Origin of the sequence: Lysinibacillus telephonicus (assembly GCF_003966145.1) — a bacterium.
GTDB classification, from domain to species: domain Bacteria; phylum Bacillota; class Bacilli; order Bacillales_A; family Planococcaceae; genus Ureibacillus; species Ureibacillus telephonicus.
Genome location: NZ_RXNR01000054.1, coordinates 1 through 23,635 on the forward strand (window position 1 = coordinate 1; position 23,635 = coordinate 23,635).

The following is a 23,635-nucleotide window of genomic DNA, read 5'->3' on the forward strand; positions in this document are numbered from 1 at the left end:
AAGTTACCCCACAACAGGTAGCTCTGCTTTCTTATTGGCTTTTTTCGGTCAATTTAAGAATAAACATATTTGATTAATAGTATTCAAAGACCGAAGGGATTAATTATTTTCACAGAAAAAATCTTATCTCTATAGCAACTATATTTTTGCCTTCGAAATTTGAGTTCTTTAATACAAATAAAAAAGCTTAGGGAAATTCCCTAAGCCTAAAAGTATCAACTCAATTAGTTCAAAACTAATCTTAGTACATTTTAATGTACTGATCGCGTTCCCATGGATGAACAGCCGTACGGAACATATCATATTCAATTTCTTTCGCTTCTTTGAAGTTAGAATAAATGTGTTCTCCAAGTGCAGATTTGATTACCTCGTCTTCTTCTAAGTAAGCAAGAGCTTCAAGTAAAGAGCCTGGTAAACTATCAATGCCATTTTCTTTTAGTTCTGCAGAATTCATAACATAGATGTTACGATCTACTGGTGCTGGCGGTGTTAAACCATTTCGGATGCCATCTAAACCTGCTTCTAAAAGAACAGCTAAAGCTAAATATGGGTTAGCTGATGGGTCAACTGAACGTAATTCGATACGTGTAGATAGACCACGAGAAGCCGGGATACGGATTAATGGTGAACGATTGCGAGCTGACCAAGCAATGTAACATGGTGCTTCGTATCCAGGTACTAAACGTTTGTAAGAGTTTACTAATGGGTTAGTAACTGCAGTGAACGCTTTTGCGTGTTTCATGATACCAGCCATAAATTGACGTGCTGTTTCTGATAATTGTAAATCTGCGCTTTCATCAAAGAATACGTTTTTGTTGCCGCTGAATAATGAAAGGTTTGCGTGCATACCAGATCCATTTACACCGAATAATGGTTTTGGCATGAATGTAGCATGTAAACCATGTTTACGCGCAATTGTTTTAACAACTAATTTAAATGTTTGAATGTTATCACATGCTTCAACAGCATTTGCATATTTGAAGTCAATTTCATGTTGTCCTGGTGCTACCTCATGGTGAGAAGCTTCGATTTCAAAGCCCATTTCTTCAAGTTCTAATACGATATCACGGCGGCAGTTTTCACCAAGGTCTGTTGGTGCTAAGTCGAAGTAACCACCGTCGTCATTTAATTCTAAAGTAGGGTTGCCTTTTTCATCTAATTTGAATAAGAAGAATTCTGGTTCTGGCCCTAGGTTAAAGCTTGTAAATCCAAGCTCTTCCATATTTGCTAGAACTCGTTTTAAGTTTGAACGTGGGTCGCCAGCGAATGGTGTACCATCTGGGTTTACGATATCACAAATAAGGCGTGCAACTTTCCCTTTCTCAGCTGTCCATGGGAAAATTACGAAAGTATCTAAATCTGGTTGTAAATACATATCAGATTCTTCGATACGAACGAAACCTTCGATTGATGAACCGTCGAACATCATTTTATTATCTAATGCTTTATCTAATTGACTTAATGGAATTTCTACGTTTTTAATTGTACCTAGAATATCCGTAAATTGTAGACGGATATATTTAACGCCTTTATCTTTCACAATTTGTTTAATGTCTTCTTTTGTATACTTAGCCATCTTTTATCCACACTCCTATTATTTAAAGTTAATATAATCTACTCGCCCTTCATTTGAAAAAAGCGAGATAAATCCCCTTGTCTTAGTGACGCCTTTTGCATAATTTGTGCCTGTTGCATTTCCTCACGTAATATTGCCCGGAGTTCAGAATCTGAAATCGATAATTTGTTAGAAGATTTGACATTGTTGTTTTTTCTCATATCAAATACTTTTTTTATCCCTGCCATGTTAATTCCTTGGTCAAGTAGTTCGCGAATTTCTAACAATGCATCTACATCATCTAATGAAAACATTCTGCGATTCCCCTCTGATCTAGCAGGTTCGATTAATTTATGTTCTTCGTAATATCGAATTTGTCTCGCAGTCAACTCCGTTAATTGCATTACCATGCTAATAGGGAGTAACGGCATTGCTCTTCGAAACTCTCGACTCATCGACATCTCCTCCCTTTCATAGCATTATTTTAAACTACGTAACTTATAATAGCAATACCATGTTAGAAAAAATAACATACGGAATTTAGATTTTATTTATCGCAAATTTAGATAAGATAAAATAACAGCATTTTATAGAATTTTCGTTACAATAAACAGAAAATTTAAACTTCCTCTCCTTCTACCTTTTTAAAAATTCTGTCAAATAGCCCATTTGGCAGTTTACTTCACAAAAAAAGCTGTTCTCTAAGTCTATTTACGACTTAAAGAACAGCTTAATTTTAATTATCTACAACAAATATTGCGCTCTTTGATTTTCGATCCATACTTTCATCGTACGGAAAAGTAAAACTGCTACAACCATTAGCATAATTCCTTTAATTATATTAAATGGTAAAATACCTAACACTATCGTTTCTTTCATATCAAACGTACCCCAACCAAGGAAATAAGTGTACATTGGTAAAAAGGCAATATAGTTCAGCAGACTCATACCTACTGACATTGTGATAGTACCTATAATTAATCCACTGATTAATCCTTTCAATGAAGGAAGCTTCTTATAAACATAATATACGGGTAAAATAAACAGAATTCCTGTTGCGAAATTTGCCAGATGTCCTACTGGTACTCCAGTTGGTGTTCCAGAAAAAATCCAATCTAAAATGTTTTTAAATAATTCTACTAGAATACCAGCCATCGGTCCCATCGTAATTGCTGCTATTAAAGCAGGTACATCACTAAAGTCAATTTGCAAAAACACTGGGAACCATGGCAACGGGAAGTTTAGCAGCATTAAAATGAAAGAAATGCTGCTTAGCATCGCAATGGTTACAAAGGAACGCAGCTTAAGCTTTTGATTTTTCATACCAATTTCTCCTCTTTGCTGATTCAACTTAGCAAGAAGAAAGGACAGTCATTTTTTCGTTCTCAATGAAAAATCCCTTACGCTAATAATAAGCATAAGGGAGAAATAGGCACATTGAAATAAAATTCCGAAAAACTGTACGTTAAAGAAGAGCACCATAAAAAGAATACTCAAATAAAAGTATTGCCAATACAAAATAGTATTGTCGATACTTAAACGTACAAATTTCGCAATACATTACGAAACAAAGACTGTACCTTCACCTTCTCCCATCCAGACTATACTGTCGGCTTTGGAATCACACCAAATCCTGCACACTAAAATAAGCGGCTCGCGGGCTGAAGTAGCTTTTATAAAATCCCTCAATCAATTCCAGGAGATTTAAGCTTCTATTACCGCCGGTCGGGAATTACACCCTGCCCCGAAGATGAATCATTATTAAATTTTATTATAGCTCTTATTATAGATTTAAAATAATCCCATGTAAAGAACATTGCTTAAAACAAAATGGCGCTGTTAATGTCTCATTTTCAATATTATTATTGAAGTACTAGTGCATAATCAATTTCATTTGCTCCTACCGGCATTGGTAATGGATTCGTTAAATCAAAACCTTGCCATTCTGTTTGCAATACGTTTTCGAACTGTACTTGCATATTAAAGCTAGAAGCGGTAAGGAGTATGCCTTCAATCATTTGCATTGCTTGCACTTGATCAAAAGCCATCAAATCTAATTGTTGTGTAAAATTGACTGTTGCAATATCTCCTTCTACACGTACTTCATAATCAATGTTTGGTAAAATTACCGATTGATACACATCATTTGTTTCATCTTTCATTGCATTAATTGCTTCCTCAACTGTTGCAAATGTAGCTCTGAAGTTTGGCGCCAAATATTGTGAACCATCCGGCTGAGTATATTCAAAATAATTATACTGTGTTTGTTCATTTTTCATTTCTAGCGGTGTGCTCGGTTCACCAACTTGACTAAATTCAAAAGGTGCTCCTTCTTCGTTGAAAAATGCAATTTCATCATAATAGTAACTAAATGTATCAACTAAGGATGCGTTATATAGTGAGTATGCTGCAGAAGCAATGTCATATGATTGACTATTTGGTAAAGTATGAACCACTTGGTTGTTTTGCTCAGTTATTTCTCCCACGTAAGGGTGATAATCGACAAATCCAATTGCTTCTTCATTAAATAACGGTGCATATTGATTATAAAGCTGAACTCCTGTAGGTTTAGTATTATCAAAGTCCTCTTCTATTTTTTCATTTGGAATTAAAACTGTTACCGGAATACTATCTGCTGCATCGCTTGATAAGCCCAGCTTAAAGACTGTCTTGCCTTCAATATCTTCAGGATATACTGCTGTTTTAAGATCTACTGCTTCAGTTGAAAAAACATTTAACGAACTTCTTTGGACATCAGATGATTCCGAAAATTCTTCAGCACTGTCCTCTAACTTCTCGGTTGATTCGATAGTTTTACTTTCTTCACCTGAATTACTAGATTCCATTTGTTGCCCTGTCATAGAAGGGATAACTATTGCTAATAAGCATAATGCAGCAACCGAAATTAATATAGGAACCCAATAAAACTTTTTCGTTTTTGTTTTTTTATTAAGAAGCAATTCATCAACACCTTCATCCTTTAACCGTTGAAGCACATCATCTTTGGAGCGATGATCATGAATCTTTGGTGCATTTGAAAGTAATTGTTCGATCTTGTCGTCGTCCCATTTCTCATGACTCATTATGATTTGCCTCCTTTTCAACTGAAGTTGTTAATAGATCACGAAGCTGCTTGATTGCCCGATGCTGAGTAGTTTTAACTTTACCTTCCGACCATTTTAAAATTTCTGCCGTCTCTGCAATAGATAATTCTTGAAAATATCGCATAATGATAACCATTTTTTGATCACCGGTACACTTATCAAGTGCATCGAGTAATTGTTTCATATCATCATTCATTTCAATTAAAGTTTCGGGTGATTTAAGCGGGGAAACAAGCTGTTCTGTTTCCCAATTAAATGCATCAAAAGAGTGTGATGTATGTACTGCATTTTTTCTAAAATAATCAATCGCCACGTTTTTTGCTATTGCAAAAAGCCAGGTTTTTTCAGAACTTCTTCCCTGAAAACGATCATAGGATTTCAATACTCTTACATACACCTCATGTGATAAATCTTCTGCTACCATACGATTTTTTACTAAATATATTAAAAACTGAAAGACATCCTGATGGTAGGCATCATACAAACGATGGAAAATGGATTCTTTCATCCATGCCACCCCCGTTCTTACTTATTTTGTCGTATTAAATTGAAAAAAGTTTCATCAAGATTCATTTTTACATAACAAAAGCGCGACAGAATTGTTTTTTAGGACTGCGCCTACATAACTGTCGCTAAAGCTTTCATCACAAATAATTACCATTAAGGATGGTGATGTTTGTCGTTACCACGTCTTAGAGTACTTAATAAAGAACTATAGGGGCTTTTCAGAAAATTTTTGTTTCTGGAGAGCCCCCTTATTAATTGTAATTTCTTATAAAGGTAAATAGAAAGTAAATGTTGTTCCTTCACCAGCAATGCTGTCAACTCGAATATTTCCTTTGTGAGCTTCTACAATGTTTTTAGCAATTGCTAAACCTAGCCCAGTCCCGCCTTTTGAACGTGTTCGGGCTTTATCGGCCTTATAAAAGCGTTCAAATACAAAAGGCAAATCTTCCTTAGGGATGCCTTCGCCGGTATCTGCTACTTGAATTTTAGCATACGAAAGTTCTTGTTCTAGAGAAACTGTTACACTGCCTTCTTTGGATGTATGGCGGATCGCATTGTCAATTAGATTTGTTAGTACTTGTTCAATACGGTCTTCATCTAAGCTGACTTCCACATCTTCTGATAATGTCGTCTTAAATTGCAGCTGAACTTGACTTTCCTTTGCCACTTGAGCAAATTTCTGAGTAATCCGTTCTAAAACATGCACCATTGGAACATTTTCTTTGTATAAAGTTGTATAACCTGATTCCATTCTTGCTAAATCAAGCAAATCCTTTACAAGTCTTCCCATGCGCTGTGATTCATCATATATAATGCGAATCATCTCATTACGATCCTCTTCAGAAGTGACGACGTCATCAAGCAATGCCTCTGAATATCCTTGCAGCATCGAAATAGGTGTACGAAGCTCGTGTGAAACATTCGCAATAAAATCAGAGCGTAGTTTATCTAATCGTAATTGTTCGGTCATATCTCGTATAACTGCAATTGCACCACGAATCGATTGTTCACTATTTTTTAACGGGCTTATCGTAATTCGATAATAAAAACCGTTCATCTCAATATCTTCTTCTAATTTATCTTCAAAATTCAAAACATGATCTAACATATGATATATTTCTGCCGGAATAGGACTAGCCCCTTCGGATTTATTTCCTAAAAACCATTTTTGCAGTAATTTCTCAGCAGGTGGGTTACTTAACAAAATCGTTCCATCCCGATTAAATGTAATAACACTATCTGTCATCGAGGTTAAAACACTTGCAAGCTGTTCTTTTTCTTGATTAATTACTTCTAAATGGTGCTTTAATTGTCTACCCATTTGATTAAACGCAACTGCCAATTGTCCAATTTCATCGTTTTGCGTAGTTGGCAGAGTTTCATCAAATTTCCCCTTTGCTAATTCAAAAGCATGTTCCCGCATTTTTCGCAGCGGCCAAGTAATTCGTGATGAAAGGAAAAATGCAAAGAATGTTGTTAGTACAAAGGCGATAAATGCTGATAAAAAGACAATTTTAGTCGTCTCTTGTGATGTTTCATGGAGAGCTATCGGGTTTTGGTAAATAAAAATTGACCCATGAACTTCATTATCACTTTTTAATGGGTAGCTCAATACAATATAATTTTCCATTTTTTCTTCTTCAGTTTGAGATGGTAAAATCATTTCCTTAATAATTGGTATATCTAGTTCATAAATTTTAGAAAAGGCTTTGTTTTTTATAATGTTATCTTGTATTTTTTCATTGTTAGTTCCAGTTTGAAAAGCAGACACTACTTCTCGGTCTTGCGATACTATAAATGCATTTGTATCATCTGGAAGCATTTCTTGTATAATTTCATCTGTCAACTGTTCAAGATCATAATTATCAACAATGCTGGCAATTGTTGAGGCGGTTTGTCGTAACGATTGCTCAGCCTGTTCCTTATGATAATTTTCAAGAAACTCTAACATTAAAATTGTACAGACAAATAATACAAATGAAACGAGAAGCAATATGGTTACCCATAGCTTCCCGACAATACTTCTCCATATTTTAATCATTGATAACCTCAAATTTATAACCAACGCCCCAAACAGTTACAATCATTTTTGCTGCATTTTCTGAAACACGATTAAGCTTTTCACGTAAACGTTTCACGTGTGTATCCACTGTTCTAAGGTCACCAAAGAAGTCATAATGCCATACTTCTTTTAATAATTGTTCACGGTCAAACACTTTATCAGGTGCTTTTGCTAAGAAATAGAGTAATTCATATTCTTTTGGTGTTAAATTTACTTCTGTTCCATCAGCTGTTACACGATGTGCATCATGATCAATTGTTAGATGCGGGAATACAACTAAATCCTTTGAAGTAGACGGACTTGAAACAGGTGAAAACGCAGAAGAACGTCGCAAAATTGCCTTTACACGCAACACTACTTCACGAGGACTGAATGGTTTAACTATATAATCATCTGCACCAAGCTCAAACCCTTGTACACGATTTGCTTCTTCACCTTTAGCAGTTAACAATATAATTGGAGTTGCCTTTTTTTCTCTTAGCTCTTCGCATACTTGAAGACCATCTTTTTCTGGCATCATAATATCTAATAAGATACAATGATAATCGTTTTCCAATGCTTTTGAGAGTGCAACCTCACCATTTTCAGCTTCATCTACTTCATAACCTTCACGTTCTAGATACATTTTTAATAAACGGCGAATACGATCTTCATCATCTACTACCAATACAGAAATATTTTCAGACATAGGTTTTACCCCTCTCATACTTTCTCTACTATCATTGTACAATTTCATGTGAAAAATTAAAAGGAGATATAGTTAAAACTTCCTTTAAAGGGTAGTATTTTACTTATTAGGTCTTTGAGGCTTTTTAAGCTGGTTTCTTCTACAGTTAGAAGTCTCTATTCTACTTATTAAAGAAAGTTCTTCCCAATTAACGAGAAGAACTTTCATAAAGTTTTCATATTATGCGTAAGAATGTAAGCCTGCGATTACTAAATTAACTACGATTAAGTTGAAAAGAATGATTGCAAAGCCTATTAATGCAAGCCAAGCTGATTTTCTGCCTTCCCATCCTTTTGATAATCGTAAATGTAAGAATGCTGCGTAAAATAACCATGTAATAAGCGCCCATACTTCTTTTGGATCCCAGCCCCAGAAACGCCCCCATGCTTCTTGCGCCCAAATCATCGCAAATACAAGGGCCCCTAAACTAAATACCGGGAATCCAATCAGCACTGAACGATAGCCAACTTCATCCAGCAAAGATAAATTTACTTTTTGAACAAGTGGATGCAACATTTCGATGATACGTTTACGTGTAATAAGTCGAATTAATAAATAAAGAACAGTTCCGACAATAAATGACCAAAATACAGTTGTTAATTTTTTAGCATTAATAACTGGTGGCATTTCAACTAATGGTTCCATTACATCGTCAGTCAGCAATGTATATTCATTCATACCAAAAACAGCAGGCATATTGTATGTGATTTTTTGTTCTAATCCCTCTTTGTTCACATAATTAAACACCGCTTCGTAGCCCATACTTCTAAACACTACAGTAATCAACACAAATCCTACTACTAGAACAAGGAAATAAAGCACTCCCTCTAGGCAGAAACGACCTTTTCCTTTGATTTTAGGATCTACATCTTTTAATAAATAAAGTAAACCTGCCACAGCACTAATAGCTAAAATTGATTGACCTAGTGCAGCAGTAATTACATGAATTGTCAACCAATGACTTTGTAAAGAAGGCACAAGCGGATTCACTTCATTTGGAAACATAGCTGCATATGCAATTATTAAAATTGCAATTGGCAATGCAACTAGTCCAAGTGCTGCAATTCTATACATAAAGTAAATTAAGATAAACGCTCCGATGATAAACATCCCGAATGCAGTTGTAAATTCAAACATATTACTTACAGGTGCATGTCCTGTATAAATCCAACGAGTTATAAAATAGCCTAATTGTGCAATTAATCCGATAATCGTTACAGTAATTGCTAAGCTGCCCCATTTTTCTGCACGCTTCGCTGCTCCATCTGGTTTTGAGCTTTTAATTGCCCCACCAAATAATAGAGTTGCAACTAAATATGCAACAAAAGCAGCATATAAAAGATAGCCGCTTATTTGAATTAAACTCATAAGGTGTTGTCACCTTCCTTTTCATTTTGCTCGCTTCCGGCCGCTTCATCCAGCTGGTCGATATATTTAGGCAAACTTACATGTTCAGTTAATGCATTTAAATCTTTCTTTATACTAAACCAATTTTTGTTTGTATGTGCTGCTAGTCGAATTGTACCGTCTTGTAATTGCTCTACCCAAATACGGCGGTGATTCCAATAAGAGCCAATCGCAACACCTAACATAAAGATAATGCCGCCAACAATTAAAATCGGGATTGTTTTATCCTTATGGACAGTTAAGCCAGACATATTTCTTGTTTCAACACTTTTAAATTGCATTTTATATTTATTTTCACCATTTGGTTCAATTGTTTGTCTGATAGCAACAAAACTCATTTCCCCATCCGGTGTTTCAGGTGTTGTCATTTTAAATATAAATGCAGGATTATTAGGAGTAGGTGTCGCTGTTTGTGGCACACCGTCCTTAAAACCTGAGAAACCAGGATAATAGCCTAACAAGGAAATTTTTGTCTTATCATCAATTACATATTCATCTTGAGGATTTGTTAAATCAATACTTACTTCACCTAAAGATTCACCAGTTTCTTTATTTGTTAAATTAAAGATCATTGTTTTTATTTCGTTTAAACGGAAATCCATTTGATAAAATGAATAGCCTTCATGCTGTAATGGATGATTTACCCTAATTGAATATTCTTTTACTAATTCTAAATTCTCAGCTTGGCCAGCAACTGCGTCATCTGATTGTTTATATAACTTAACGTCTGTCTGATAGTTTTTAGCGACAACGTTAACACCTTGCTGTACCTGTGATTCTGTTGGATCATTATCATGCAATTCTAGAATGAACTTTTCATTTTCAAGAAAATAGCCTTCCATTCCCGGAACCGCTCGAGTTTCACCTTCACGAATCCATATTGATTCATCAATATAGAAGCCAGGTAACATTCGCAGCATGACCCCCAGCAAGAAGATTATTAAACCTAGATGGTTTATGTATGGGCCGTAACGTGCGAAGCGTCCGCGCTCTGCTAAAATAGCGCTTCCTTCCCGACGTACGTTGTATTTTAACTTCTTCATTTTATCTTCAATTAAATCAAGTGTTTTAGAAGCGTCTCCATCAGTAATAGGACCCTCTGCGACAATGCGTTGACGTTTCATAAAACTTTCATGTCGTTTTACACGTTGATTTTTTAAAGATTTATGAAGCGGAATCCCTCTATCAATACTTGCTACAATAATAGAGATACCGAGCAATCCGACTAATATTTGGAACCACCATGAACTATAAATATCAGCAAACCCTAATGAATAGTAAAGTTTCCCTAAGGAACCATATGTTTCTTCATAGTAAGTTGCTTTATCTGCAATAGATGAAACGTTTACATAAAATTCCTGCGGGAAAATAGTTCCAATTGAAGCAGCTACTAGGTTAATAATAATTAAAGAAACACCGACTTTTACACTTGAAAAGAAATTCCAAATTTTATCGATAAGCGACTTATTGCGTGTTTTCGAACGAATTGCAATTCCATCATAGCGCATATCTACAACTTTGCTTTTTTGTTCTTGTTCTGTTAATGGTCGACCGCATTTTTCACACAGCTTCGTTCCTGCTGGATTTTCATGACCACAAGCACAAATAATTTTTTCCATCATGAATTACTCCTATTCCGGCTTAATTGATTCCATATATGAAGCGATCTGTGTTTCGTTCATTTCACCAGTAATAATTTTTTCAACTTTACCTTCAGGGTTGATTAATATTGTTGCAGGTAGTAAATCTACGTTATATGCTGTCATCACACTTTTTGTACTATCAATTGCTACTGGAAAGTGAACATCTAAGCTCTCGATAAATTTTTTAACTTCAAAGTCAGTTTGTGAGATATTGATTGCCAATACCTCTACACCTTGTTCCTTATAAATTGCATATTGATTAGACATTGCTGGCATCTCTTTTTTACATGGTTCACACCAAGTTCCCCAGAAATTTAAAAAGACCCCTTTACCTTCATAGTCAGACAGACGATGCTTAAGATTATTATCATATAAATCAACTAGTTCAAAATTTGGTGCTTCGTCTCCAACTTTTAATAATTCTGTTTTATCTTTAGTTGCTGTGTTGTAAATTGTATAGGCAATTGCAGCAACAAGTACGATGAGAATGACTCCACGCGTAATTGAGCGTTTCTTTTTCTTATCCATCTGTCGGTTCCCCCCCGAATAACTATACAACCTTTTTTATTATAGCAAACTTCATTTTTGCTTTTTCGCTAGAATTTGACTGAATTATGAACGTTTTCACTGCACATTTAGTGTTAATCAATTTTACCAGTTTGAGCCAATACGCGCAGTTTTTTCACCTCGTGCTTTGTCAATTCACGATACTCTCCTGTTTTTAATCCTGATAAATCTAGGAATGCAAAGCGTTCTCGTTTAAGCTTTACCACAGGTGTACCAATTGCTTCAAACATTCGACGAACTTGACGATTACGCCCTTCATGAATTGTAATCTCACAAATTGCTTTTCCTGCTTTTTCGTCGAATGAGGTCATACTTACCTTCGCAGGTGCAGTTTTCCCATCTTCGAGTTTAATTCCTCGTTGTAATTTTTTTAGCCCTTCAATTGTAGGTACACCTTTTACACGTGCGATATAAGTTTTATCGATTTTAAATTTAGGATGGGTAAGTTGATAAGCAAATTCTCCATCATTTGTTAACAATAAAAGCCCGGAAGTATCATAATCTAGTCGCCCTACTGGAAAAATACGTTGATGAACGTGTTTTTTAAAAATATCCGTAACAGTTTTTCGTCCTTTATCATCAGTTACCGCAGAAATTACGCCGCGTGGTTTGTACAATAAAAAGTAGACTTTGTCCTCTTTTTCAAGTTTTACTCCGTTTACTTCTACCGTATCTGAGTCTGAAACTTTAATTCCTAGCTCTTTTACGACTTTTCCATTGACTTTTACTTTGCCTTCTAATATTAATTGTTCTGCTTTACGCCTAGATGCAACTCCTGCATAGGCAATTACTTTTTGTAATCTTTCCATCATGATCACTCCGTTAAATTCTGATTTTCGTAAAAAATTGTAATAGTTATATCAGTTAGCATCTGCGATTTGTCCTACCGCTATGCCTTTAGTATTGTGCTGACGTTTGGGACACTTACTAAATAAAATATTTCACTTTCACCTTGCACACTTGACTAAATAGTTTTTCGTGGTTGGCACTTTTATTTTGCCAAAGTATAAACTTAATAAAAAAATACGCAAATTTCGACATCAATCTGTTGAAAATTATGTCATATTCGGTTGTATTATTAAAGAAAAATAACTTATTTTACAAGTTATTTAATTTTTTTGTAAAGGACAAAAAATAAGAACTGCCAATGTATGCAGTCCCTACTACTTTAAATATGGTATGCAATAAATTTCTTTAATCTATTTTTATGTCTACTCTTGTTGAATAAATACTTTCATTATTTAACATCACATGCCATATTCCAAACTCGTTTTGCTTTCTAGAGAGGTGCAATACATTTTGCAGTTCTTTTTCTTCATCTTTTGTAAGCAATAATGTAATTGGTTTACTTAGTACAACCTTTTTATTATTAGCGGCCTTATACTCACCTTTTTCTGCAATTGTCACAAGATCATATTCCGTAAAAACTTTATTTGCAAGGCCCCTATGTACTTCCCAATCATTCGCCTCATTTAAGGTAACGACAATTACTTTTTTTTGTCCCTGCTCGAAGTAGGTTGCAAGCGTGCGGCCAGCTACCTTCGTAAAACCGGTTTTACCAGCAACAGCGCCCACTTGTTCACGTAGAAGACGATGTTTATTTTGCCAAGTAACACCATTCTTTGTTGAGCTTTTATAATTAATCGTTGAAGAGATTTTCTTAAATGCATCATTTTGCAGGGCAATCCTTAACATTTGAGCTGTATCATAAGCTGAAGAAAGATGTAAATCATTATGCAGTCCCGATGGATTTGTGAAGTATGTGTCATTTAATCCATAAAGATATGCCTTTTCATTCATTAAGTCTGCGAAACCTTCTATTGAATTGCCTGTATGTTCTGCTAAAGCGTATGCGGCATCATTCCCAGAACGCAGCATTAATCCATATAACAATGTTTCTACTGTTACCTTTTCGCCGGGCTCCAAATAAATTGATGATCCTTCAGCTAATGCAGCTTTCCTCGAAATAACTATTTCCTCATCTAAGTCATTATTCTCAATTGCGATAAGAGCTGTCCATATTTTTGTCAAACTTGCAATCGGCATGCGATCATGCACATTATTTCCCATTAAAAGTCGACCAGTATCTGCATCAATCACAGCATAAGAAGCATTAGCCGCTTGTACAATCGATAAGGAAACGACAAAAGAACATACAACCGATAAAAAGATTTTTACAAATTTATTCAACAAGCCACTCCTTTTTACTGAATAAGAAAGTATAAATTTTTTGAATAATATCTATACGCCACTCCTTAAGAAGTTACACCCTTTTTTGAAAAATAGAGAGTTAAATTTTTTGCGTTTACGGTTGTACGACAATCAAATCTGAACTTCCGAATTACGCGAACTAAGCTTGTCTGCGGATGCTATTGGATATGTTTTTAATTGACGCGTTTCCAAAGGATACTTATTTTTCCTATTGTTCATCACTAAATGCTTCTTGGAATTTCGTCATAAATAAATCTGTTTCTTCATTTTCATCAATTTGATCTCCTTCAGGTAATGGAGGAAGTTCTTTAATATCTTTTAAACCAAAGTAATTTAAAAACTCTTTTGTTGTGCCATAAAGAATTGCACGACCAGTTCCTTCTGCTCTCCCTACTTCTTGTATAAGTGCACGTGAAACCAAAGTTTGAATAGGACGTTCACTCTTTACGCCACGTAAATCTTCAATTTCTGCTCTTGTAATTGGCTGCTTATACGCAATAATGGCCAATACTTCTAATGAGGCTGTCGATAATACATGGCTATTTGGATTTTCAACTAATTTTTTGATACAGTCAGCCATTTCCGGCTTTGTTGTAATCTGGTATGTACCTGCTAATGTTTTTAATGTGATGCCTCTTTCATCCGTTTCGTTGTAATTAGTTTCAAGTTCGCTTAAGGCAGCCTCAATTTCCATCATATCAACCTCTAGCAATTGTGATAGTTGTTTTGCAGTTAGTCCATCATCTCCAACTACAAATAACAGCGCCTCAATCTTACTCATTAAATTGTTCAAGGTCATCGAGGATGTCCCCCTTCTGTAATGTAACAGTTAAATCTTCGAAGTTTTTTTCTTGCTCTACATTAACAACCTGGCGTTTCATTAATTCCAACAATGATAAAAACGTCACAATAATTGTTGCTTTATCTTCATAAGGAAAAAGTTCGGAAAAATAGGATTTGCCGCCGTTTAGTTTTAATGAATCGACTACTGCAATCATTTGCTCTTTAACAGAAATTTCCTGTCGCGCAATTCTTGTAGATAATGTCTTTTTTAGCTGCTTGCGACGAAGCATTTTTTGGAATGCACTTAACATATCGTACACGTTGACGTTCATATCAAATAATACCAATTGTTCATCTGGCATAAAGCCTGATAAATCACTCGGTGGACGTGTAAATACTTGAGCACGCTCGGATTCTAAATTTTTTAGTTCAGTTGCAGCTTCCTTATATTTTTTATATTCGATAAGTTTTGTAACAAGCTCTTCACGTGGATCGGGAGCGTCTACTTCAAATTCAGCATCTTCTATTTCTCCTTCATGAATTGGAAGAAGCATTCGGCTTTTAATTGCCAATAACGTAGCTGCCATAACAAGGTATTCGCTCGCCTCATTTAACTCTAGCTCTTTCATTGCATGTATATGATCAATATATTGTGCTGTTAATTCAGCCATTGGAATATCATATATATCGATTTCCAAACGATGAATTAAATGCAATAATAAATCAAGAGGTCCAGTAAAGGCTTCTAATTTTACTTCATACATGTGTCAACCACCTGACATTGTTGTTCATCATTTAGACTAATAGCTTTCAAAATAGCTTTGGGTAAGTCTTTATGTACTTTTATTCTAAATTTAGTATAGAGGAAAGAGGATTGTAATGCATCCATTGTTTCATCCATTGTATGTAGATTACTGTACATACTTTAACGGCAATCAAGATTATTTTGAATGCCACGAAGTATTAGAAGAATATTGGAAATTAATATCTCCTGGCGACAAGGCTCATCCACTGGTAGGATATGTCCAATTAGCTACCGGCATGTATCATTGGCGAAGAAACAATACGGCTGGTGCTATGAAAATATTGAAAAAAGCAACGAATAATTTTTCAAACAATCATTCATCACCGTTTTTCGAATTTCTTGATTACGATGAACTATATAATCATTGTGAAACAAGCATAATCTCGATTGAAAAAGGTGAGAAGTTCAAACCTTTTAGTCTAACTTTTACAAATGAAGATTTTGCTGCTTTAGTTAATCAAAAAATTGGAGAGCTTCCAACAATTCCATATGACTATCTTCTTAATAAACATATGCTTCGCGATCGTACAGATATTCTTGAAGCACGCAATGAAAAAAGAAGAAGAGGCGGACGTTAGTTTGAATCGTCTGCCTCTTCTAATATAGGTAAACATTTTTTTATAAAAGGCTCCGTTTCTTCGTTCGCCTTTAATGCTTTAAATTGACCTGACTTTAAAAGTTCCTTCAGCATAGCGATTGCTACACCTTCTCCACGATAAGAAGGCACTACTGTAATATGTTGAATTGTTGCACTCGAGTCTTCTTCAAGCACACCTACAATTCCTATATATTCTTCATCTTTTTTCCATAAAAATAAATGCCAATTGTCTTCTTGTTCATATGCATTAATTGTTTCCATTAATCGCTTTACATCCTTCTCTTGCGGCATGAACGAAAGCAGACCCATTGCTATTTTTTCTAAAGACTTTTTATAGCGTATTAACATGAATAACATTCCCTCATTTTCTTTCGGTACAACATCCTTAAATATCCTACACGATTTAAGCGCTAGAAGCAAATTTACCGCCATTTTTTTACAATTACTAACTTTGGCTGCTCATTCTTCCTCTTTTGCAAAAAACTGTATAGGCCATATGTTACCGTGAATTCGGAAAACTTTTATTGACCCTTCTAATCTAAAGACGTGTTTGGGATAATGATGAATATATAAATACATGCCCAAATTAAACTTATGGATAATAATATACTAAGAAGCCACCATTTCGATATTTTCATTAATTACTCACCCTTTTTAAGAGACAGCGGGAGATCATTTTGAACAATATTTTCATAGCTTTCTCTGTTAATTGCCAACTGATGTTGACCTGATTCTACAAACACAACTGCTGGTCTAGGAATACGGTTATAATTTGAAGCCATTGAATAGCCGTATGCTCCAGTACAGAAAACAGCTAAAATATCACCTGATCCCGCTTGTTGTAAAGGTGCATCGATAATCAATTTATCACCAGACTCACAAAGCTTCCCTGCAACAGTATATGTACTTGTTTTTTGTTCATTTACTTTGTTAGCTATAACAGCTTCATACTTTGCATCATAAAGAGCAGGGCGAATATTATCACTCATACCGCCATCTACTGCTATGTACTCACGTATATTTGGAACCGTTTTGTGCGAACCAATTGTATATAAAGTTGTTCCAGCATCTCCAACAAGAGAACGACCTGGTTCAATCCAAATTTCCGGCATGGACAAGTTTAATTCAACCGCATGTGACTGAACAGTTTTAATCATTTCTTCTACATAGTCTTGTGGTTCAAGTGGTTTATCTTCTTCAGTATAGCGAATACCAAATCCACCACCTAAATTTAAAACCGTACATTCAAATTTAAATTGATCTTTCCATTCACTAATTTTTTTCATCAACTTTTTAGCGGCTAAGCTAAAACCGTCTGTTTCAAATATTTGGGAACCAATATGACAATGTAATCCTAATAACTGTAAATATTCATGATCTCTTACCTCGTTAAATGCTTGATCCGCCTGACCACTATTTAAGTCAAAACCAAATTTCGAATCAGCTTGACCCGTTGTAATAAAATCATGTGTATGTGCTTCCACTCCAGGAGTAACACGGAGTAAAATACGCATACTTTGTTTTTTTGTCTCTGAAATTTCTTTTAAAAGTTGAATTTCATAAAAATTATCAACTACAATACATCCGATGTTTGAATCAAATGCTAATACCAGCTCAGCATATGATTTATTATTGCCATGAAAATGAATTCTTTCTGCTGGGAATCCAGATTGTATTGCAGTATATAATTCTCCACCTGAAACAACATCAAGAGAAAGATTTTCTTCATGTGCAAGTTGATAAATTGCAATACACGAAAAAGCTTTTGATGCATATGCGACTTCAGCTTTTACACCTAATTTATGAAATGTTTCAATAAAACCGCGAGCTCGTCGTCTAATTAATTCAAGATCATAAACGAAAAGTGGAGTCCCATATTCTTTTGCAAGCTCTGTTGCATCAACTCCACCAATCGTTAGATGACCATTTTCATTTATACTTTGAGTTCCATATAAGTGCATTGTATCTCCTCCGTATGCAACGAAAAAGAATTCTTTTTCGTATTTCTATTACCTTATGATGAACTTTATCATAGGAATTAGACCTGTGCAACGGCTGTTTTATGAGCGTTTTCTATCTCTTGCACCAACAATATATGGCCTAAGTGCATCATCCGCCATTGGAAACCGAATCATAACACGCAAAAATGCCTTTGGAAAAAACGGAACAAGTGGCCACATATAGGGTACTTGCATTGGTCGAAGCGCACATAAATAAGAGAAGATTATAAACACTGCTATAAAAAATCCGCTTACGCCGGCTATTACAGTAGATAGCAGTACAATTATTTGGAAGTATTTAACTACAACACCCAATTCATATGTTGGAATAGCGAATGTGAAAATTGCAGTTACGGCAGAATACAGTACAATCTCTGCTGAAAATAATCCGACATCAATTGCTATTTGCCCGATGATAATACCTGCAACTAAACCCATTGCAGTAGATAATGGAGTAGGCGTATGAATTGCTGCAATTCTTAAATATTCCAAGCCTAATTGAGCAATAATAATTTGCAAAATTAAAGGTATGGTTGACTCTTCTTTAGCACCAATAAATGACAATGCTTCCGGTAAATATTCATCATGGGTGGCTAATAGGTACCATATTGGAAGCAATGTCATTGCAAAGAATGCTGCTAAATATCGGAGCAACCGGACTGTAGATCCAATAAGTGGCGCCTGTCGATATTCTTCAGCATGTTGTAATAAATGAAAAAAGGAAATTGGCAAAACAATAACAGAAGGTGACGTATCTACAACAATTGCAATATGCCCTTCTAGTAAATGTGCTGCAATAATATCTGGTCGTTCAGAATATCTGACAAAAGGTAATGGATGGTATCGTTGTTTAAACAGCCATTCCTCAAGCGATTTATCTGCCATTGTCAGTCCGTCATGTTTAATTTCATCTAACCTTTTTTTAACCCACTTTAAATGTTTTTTATTTACTAATTCCTTCATATATACTATTGCAACATCTGTTTTTCCAAGTGATGTTATTTTATGAAGTTCAAAGCGCAGCTGTGGATCACGAATACGTCGGCGAATTAATCCCGCATTTATTAAAATGTTTTCCGCAAACCCATCCCGTGATCCTCGGATTACTTTTTCATTATCTGGCTCATCAGGCTGACGACCAGGATAATTTCTTAACTCCAATAAATAGCCATGCCCGTGTAAAGTAATAACTCCCACTGGTCCACTTAAAACACCTAATAAAAATTCATCGCGATCTTTTGGTTCAGATTTACCATAAAAATTAAAGCGATGATTAAAATATTCATCTTCGTGTTCAATATCAATTTCAAATTCATCATCTTCATCTTCAAAGAAAAGTGGTGTAAGTTGAATCGTGGCCGTGTTTCCATCCACAAGTCCACTCATATATACCAATAAAATAGGTAAGCTTTTTACATGTAATTCTTTTATACAAACATCAAACGATTCATCCTTACCAAGTTTACTGTATAAAAAATCTTTTGCTTCATCTATGGATGCAAAAATTTTATTACTCATTTATTCACCGTCTTTTTAGTAGTTCGTGTTGAATTTGTATCCATCCATTGCTTTAACTGTGCTAATATTTTCTTTTCCAACCTTGATACTTGTACCTGTGATATTCCCAATCTTTCTGCAATATCGGTTTGCGTCAAATCTAGGTAATATCTCAAATAAATAATTGCTTGTTCTCTCTTATCAAGCTTTGTGAGAACTTCCTTTAATGGAATGTACTGAAATGGCAATTCGGATTTTTCATCCTTCATTTGATCCATTAAGGTGATGGAGTCACCTTCAGACTCAAAAAGCTGTTCATGCAACGATGCCGGATCACGCATGGCATCAGTTGCAACAAGCACCTCATCCTTTGTTACACCCAAAATATCTGCAAGCTCTGAAATGGAAGGCGGCTTTTCGTTTGTTTTTAAAAATTCATCTGTTGCATGACGAATTTTATAGTTTAATTCCCTTATCGAACGACTGACCTTTACCATGCCGTCATCCCGTAAAAAACGTTGAATTTCTCCAATAATCATCGGTACGGCATAGGTTGAAAACTTAACGTCATACGATAAATCGAATTTATCTACAGATTTCATTAATCCTATACAACCAATTTGGAATAAATCCTCAAGCTCTACTCCCCTGGAAGCAAAGCGTTGAACAATCGACCAAACGAGCCGGGTATTGCCTTCAATCATTTGTTTCCTTGCTTCAACATCACCAGCTTGAGCTTTTTCAATAAGCTCTCGCATCTCCTCCTGTGTTAACAAAACATTGGACGGCTGTTCGATTGTCCTCATCCCCCTCGTTTCTACCAAATACGAATGTATTTGCGCCCAGTTAATAATTATCAATTAATACGCTTGGCATGTATTTAATTGCATAAAAACACTTGGTCTTACGAAATAGACTATTCTATGAAATTTGAGGCATCTTTACCGAGTAAAATTTTTTTGAAAAGGTTACAACTGTTCCAACATTCGGTTCAGATTCAACCTGCAAATTGTCTGCGAAACTTTCCATAATGGTAAAGCCCATTCCAGAACGTTCCATTTCTGCTTTTGATGTAAATAGTGGTTCCATCGCCTTTTTGACATCAAAAATTCCTTTTCCGTTGTCTTTAACAGCAACAGAAATAATGTCTCCTTCCCGTACAGCATGAACAGTAACTAACCCTTTTCCATCTTCGTCATACCCATGAATAATTGCGTTGGATACAGCTTCTGAAACGATTGTTTTAAACTCTGACAGCTCGTCAATCGTAGGATCAAGTTGAGCAACAAAACTTGTTATCGCCATTCTCGCCAAACTCTCATTTTCACTTAGTGCAACAAATGAAAGCGTCATTTCGTTATCCATTCACAATCCCCCTTGCATGTAAAATTGCATCTGCTTCTGTACCCTCCAACATAAATGAGGCTAAACCAGAAAATTGAAATATTTTTTTCATTGTATTAGATGGATTTAGTATAATGGTTTGTCCATTTACTGCCCTCAACTCTCTCATTCGTCCTAAAATCAAACCAACTCCTGAACTATCCATAAAGTTGAGTCTTTCCAGATTCCAAATAATTGTGTTTAAGTTGCCTTGTAAAATCGTTTTTGAAATGTGTGTACGAATTTTTTCTGTTTCATGATGATCTAGTTCACCATATAATCTGATTACTGCAATGTCGTTTAAGTACATATCAATTTCGTAATTCATTTTGTAGTTCGCCTCCTCTTAGTTCGCTAAATTCCACATTAATTTGTCAGAAACCTTTCAACTGACAATAGTAGAACTAATTCGCTGAAACTAGTGAAAATACGACAAAGGGAAATCAAAAAGATCTCATGGTTTTAAATGCAATTAGAGCTTGTTTGAAAAAGGAATGAACATGAGTTAGCCTAAGCTGGGATACTATTCTAAAAGCTGGCCTCCATTTTACAAACCTTCTAGTAAGAGGAGCACTTAAAAAATTATCTCCCCTCCTTCATGACTTTATTTAAACAAATATAGTATGGAAAAATTGACCGTATTTTAAACATAAAAAAAGGTTGCAACACCAACTTTTGGTCACAACCTCTTCTCTATTTACACTTTTCTAAATATAACCAAAGTTATTAAAACATATACAAAAAAGGTACATTTAGATGTACCTTTTACGAACTTTAACTTATATGGCTGTTTGCAAACTCCTGACATTCTTTAAATGCGTAGTGTTTACAACCGATACATGCATTTTGATTGACACAACTAATAGCACGGTTAATCGCTTCACCAGTATGGGGGTAAAAGTTTTGTTCCCCTATTTCATCTGTAAGTCCATATTGTTTCAATGCGATTTTCAAAGTTGGTTTGGCACCTGTAACTAAAAGTGTACAGCCTTTACCTTTTATATCTTGAATTACATTCCGTAGATATTCCTCCCCGGTGGTATCTATAAATGGAACTTTTCCTAATCGTAAAATCAGGACGGCAGGTTTTGTGTGAATTGACGATAATATACATTGTTCAAACGTTTGAGCTACTCCAAAGAATAAAGGTCCTTCTACAGTATAAATATTGACTTGTGGACAATCGTGAGTTGGCTTTACAACGTGAGGCAGAACTTTTCCACGATTGCTATCATGATCCGGTAAAACCTTTGATACGCTTAACATTTCGCTCATTCGTTTTGCGAATAAAATAACTGCTAATATCAAACCTACTTCTACAGCAGTTGTTAAACTTGTAAAAACAGTAAGTAAAAATGTAATAACTAAAACAATAGAATCCCCTGATTTTAATTTTAATATATGTACGAAATGTTTTCTTTCACTCATATTCCAAGCTACCATCATTAAAACGGGTGCTAATGCGGCTAAAGGAATGTGTATTGCAAGAGGTGCAAACAGAATTAATGTAAGCAACACAAACAAGCCATGAACAACACCTGATAAAGGTGACACTGCACCAGATTTTATATTAGTTGCAGTTCTTGCAATCGCTCCTGTTGCAGGTATCCCTCCAAAGAATGGCGTAATAATATTAGCGATTCCTTGACCAATTAATTCCCTATTACTATTATGTTTGCTATTTGTCATTCCATCTGCTACTACAGCTGAAAGTAAGGATTCAATTCCTCCCAACATGGCGATGACAAATGCAGGTCCTATTAACATAGTTATTTTCTCTAATGTAATGTCAGGTACTCCAAATTCCGGTAATTTATTTGGAATTGCTCCATAAGTAGAACCAATCGTTGCAACATCTCCAGCGAAAAAAACAGCTGCTGCTACAGCTGAAACAATAATTCCTACAAGGGCGCCGGGAACCTTCGGGAGCTTTTTCGGAGTTAGGATCATTACAGTAAAGCAGGTAAGCGCCGTTAAAATACTAAATACATTTACAGTATTTAAATGTCCGCCAATTTCTTTCATATTATCGATAAATTTTTCGTGTTGCTCAATTCCTTGTAAACCTAGAAAATTAGCAATTTGTCCGGTGAAAATAATTACCGCAATGCCTGCGGTAAAACCAATTGTTACAGGCCTTGGAATATATTTAATTAATACACCTAGTTTAAATATACCCATTAATAAGAGCATGATCCCTGCCATCAACCCAGCAAGCAATAAATTTTCATATCCATATGAAATAACTATACCTAATAAAATTGGAACGAAAGCACCTGTTGGACCACCAATTTGGTACTTAGAACCACCTAATAAAGAAATTAAAATCCCGGCAATTATTGCGGTGTATATTCCATACTCAGGTTTAACACCCGATGCAATTGCAAACGACATTGCTAATGGAACAGCTACAATCCCAACAATAATCCCTGATAATAGATCTTTCTTAAAAGAATTTAACGAATATCCTTCAAATCTCCCAGTCCAAAACTTAAACATACTATCCCTTCTTTTAGTAGATTTATAAAATTGTAGAAATTATCACAATTTTATCACATTTATAGAAAATAGAAAGATGAAATTATTAATATATGGAATATATAATTAATTATTTTACGATTAAATTAAAATTATTTATTAAAGTTATAGATTACTTCTGATTCAAAATCGAGTAGAGGAAAAATAAGTTGACTTATTTTCGCCCCTCTCACAACACCGTACGTACGGGTCTCGTATACGGCGTTTCAATTTATATCACAGTGTGAACTTCTAAGTAACGTTCTAAA

22 protein-coding genes and 1 riboswitch are annotated in these 23,635 nt (G+C 35.2%); of the genes, 1 reads left to right on the plus strand and 21 read right to left on the minus strand.

Annotated features, from left to right (window positions below; translation table 11 throughout):
- Positions 1–241 precede the first annotated feature (241 nt).
- The 14 genes from glnA to EKG35_RS15510 all read right to left on the minus strand — a co-directional run bounded on the left by glnA (position 242) and on the right by EKG35_RS15510 (position 15,330).
- A complete protein-coding gene (glnA, locus tag EKG35_RS15445; protein WP_126295435.1) occupies positions 242–1,576 on the minus strand; it encodes a type I glutamate--ammonia ligase in 1,335 nt (444 codons plus the stop codon).
- Between the two features lie 38 nt (positions 1,577–1,614).
- Positions 1,615–2,010, minus strand: a complete 396-nt coding sequence (locus tag EKG35_RS15450) for a MerR family transcriptional regulator (protein WP_126295436.1) — start codon at positions 2,008–2,010, stop codon at positions 1,615–1,617.
- A 289-nt stretch (positions 2,011–2,299) separates the two neighbouring features.
- Entirely contained in the window at positions 2,300–2,878 is a 579-nt protein-coding gene (locus EKG35_RS15455; RefSeq protein WP_126295437.1) for an ECF transporter S component, read from the minus strand.
- A gap of 257 nt (positions 2,879–3,135) precedes the next feature.
- Positions 3,136–3,311, minus strand: a riboswitch (FMN riboswitch).
- 106 nt (positions 3,312–3,417) lie between these two features.
- Positions 3,418–4,638, minus strand: a complete 1,221-nt coding sequence (locus EKG35_RS15460; protein WP_126295438.1) for a GerMN domain-containing protein — start codon at positions 4,636–4,638, stop codon at positions 3,418–3,420.
- Complete coding sequence (locus EKG35_RS15465; RefSeq protein WP_342774123.1) at positions 4,628–5,176, minus strand: RNA polymerase sigma factor SigX; 549 nt, start codon at positions 5,174–5,176, stop codon at positions 4,628–4,630. Before EKG35_RS15465 ends, EKG35_RS15460 begins: the two co-directional genes overlap by 11 nt.
- Positions 5,177–5,431: 255 nt before the next feature.
- The gene (locus EKG35_RS15470; RefSeq protein ID WP_126295440.1) at positions 5,432–7,207 is read right to left on the minus strand and encodes an ATP-binding protein; all 1,776 of its coding nucleotides are present in this window, start codon (positions 7,205–7,207) and stop codon (positions 5,432–5,434) included.
- A complete protein-coding gene (locus EKG35_RS15475; RefSeq protein ID WP_126295441.1) occupies positions 7,200–7,916 on the minus strand; it encodes a response regulator transcription factor in 717 nt (238 codons plus the stop codon). The genes EKG35_RS15470 and EKG35_RS15475 overlap by 8 nt, the downstream gene beginning before the upstream one ends.
- A 219-nt stretch (positions 7,917–8,135) precedes the next feature.
- Positions 8,136–9,323 carry a c-type cytochrome biogenesis protein CcsB gene (gene ccsB / locus EKG35_RS15480; RefSeq protein WP_126295442.1) on the minus strand — a complete coding sequence of 396 codons (1,188 nt, stop codon included), beginning with the start codon at positions 9,321–9,323 and terminating at the stop codon, positions 8,136–8,138.
- A complete protein-coding gene (locus tag EKG35_RS15485; protein ID WP_126295443.1) occupies positions 9,320–10,981 on the minus strand; it encodes a cytochrome c biogenesis ResB family protein in 1,662 nt (553 codons plus the stop codon). Before EKG35_RS15485 ends, ccsB begins: the two co-directional genes overlap by 4 nt.
- A gap of 12 nt (positions 10,982–10,993) precedes the next feature.
- Positions 10,994–11,533 carry a thiol-disulfide oxidoreductase ResA gene (gene resA, locus EKG35_RS15490; RefSeq protein WP_126295444.1) on the minus strand — a complete coding sequence of 180 codons (540 nt, stop codon included), beginning with the start codon at positions 11,531–11,533 and terminating at the stop codon, positions 10,994–10,996.
- A gap of 113 nt (positions 11,534–11,646) precedes the next feature.
- A complete protein-coding gene (locus tag EKG35_RS15495; protein ID WP_126295445.1) occupies positions 11,647–12,381 on the minus strand; it encodes a pseudouridine synthase in 735 nt (244 codons plus the stop codon).
- Between the two features lie 385 nt (positions 12,382–12,766).
- Complete coding sequence (locus EKG35_RS15500) at positions 12,767–13,765, minus strand: D-alanyl-D-alanine carboxypeptidase family protein (protein ID WP_425462053.1); 999 nt, start codon at positions 13,763–13,765, stop codon at positions 12,767–12,769.
- Between the two features lie 226 nt (positions 13,766–13,991).
- Positions 13,992–14,582 (minus strand): SMC-Scp complex subunit ScpB, encoded by a 591-nt coding sequence (gene scpB / locus EKG35_RS15505; RefSeq protein ID WP_126295447.1) that lies wholly within the window; start codon positions 14,580–14,582, stop codon positions 13,992–13,994.
- Positions 14,557–15,330: a segregation/condensation protein A gene (locus EKG35_RS15510; RefSeq protein ID WP_126295448.1), complete on the minus strand. Its 774-nt coding sequence runs from the start codon at positions 15,328–15,330 to the stop codon at positions 14,557–14,559. Before EKG35_RS15510 ends, scpB begins: the two co-directional genes overlap by 26 nt.
- Positions 15,331–15,445: 115 nt before the next feature.
- On the opposite strand from EKG35_RS15510, the gene EKG35_RS15515 reads away from it, so the two are divergent.
- On the plus strand, positions 15,446–15,949 hold the full coding sequence (locus EKG35_RS15515) for a DUF309 domain-containing protein (RefSeq protein ID WP_126295449.1): 504 nt from the start codon (positions 15,446–15,448) through the stop codon (positions 15,947–15,949).
- Here EKG35_RS15515 and EKG35_RS15520 read toward each other — a convergent pair.
- The 7 genes from EKG35_RS15520 to EKG35_RS15550 all read right to left on the minus strand — a co-directional run bounded on the left by EKG35_RS15520 (position 15,946) and on the right by EKG35_RS15550 (position 23,348).
- Entirely contained in the window at positions 15,946–16,317 is a 372-nt protein-coding gene (locus EKG35_RS15520) for a GNAT family N-acetyltransferase (RefSeq protein ID WP_126295456.1), read from the minus strand. The two genes, EKG35_RS15515 and EKG35_RS15520, sit on opposite strands and share 4 nt — an antisense overlap.
- 293 nt (positions 16,318–16,610) lie before the next feature.
- The gene (lysA, locus tag EKG35_RS15525) at positions 16,611–17,930 is read right to left on the minus strand and encodes a diaminopimelate decarboxylase (RefSeq protein ID WP_126295450.1); all 1,320 of its coding nucleotides are present in this window, start codon (positions 17,928–17,930) and stop codon (positions 16,611–16,613) included.
- A 99-nt stretch (positions 17,931–18,029) separates the two neighbouring features.
- Positions 18,030–19,487, minus strand: coding sequence for a spore germination protein (locus EKG35_RS15530; protein WP_126295451.1), 1,458 nt, complete (start codon positions 19,485–19,487; stop codon positions 18,030–18,032).
- Complete coding sequence (locus EKG35_RS15535; protein WP_126295452.1) at positions 19,484–20,272, minus strand: SigF/SigG family RNA polymerase sporulation sigma factor; 789 nt, start codon at positions 20,270–20,272, stop codon at positions 19,484–19,486. The genes EKG35_RS15530 and EKG35_RS15535 overlap by 4 nt, the downstream gene beginning before the upstream one ends.
- Before the next feature lie 115 nt (positions 20,273–20,387).
- Positions 20,388–20,831: an anti-sigma F factor gene (gene spoIIAB / locus EKG35_RS15540; RefSeq protein WP_126295453.1), complete on the minus strand. Its 444-nt coding sequence runs from the start codon at positions 20,829–20,831 to the stop codon at positions 20,388–20,390.
- Complete coding sequence (locus EKG35_RS15545) at positions 20,824–21,177, minus strand: STAS domain-containing protein (RefSeq protein ID WP_126295454.1); 354 nt, start codon at positions 21,175–21,177, stop codon at positions 20,824–20,826. Before EKG35_RS15545 ends, spoIIAB begins: the two co-directional genes overlap by 8 nt.
- Positions 21,178–21,623: 446 nt before the next feature.
- Positions 21,624–23,348 carry a SulP family inorganic anion transporter gene (locus EKG35_RS15550; RefSeq protein WP_126295455.1) on the minus strand — a complete coding sequence of 575 codons (1,725 nt, stop codon included), beginning with the start codon at positions 23,346–23,348 and terminating at the stop codon, positions 21,624–21,626.
- Between the last annotated feature and the right edge of the window lie 287 nt (positions 23,349–23,635).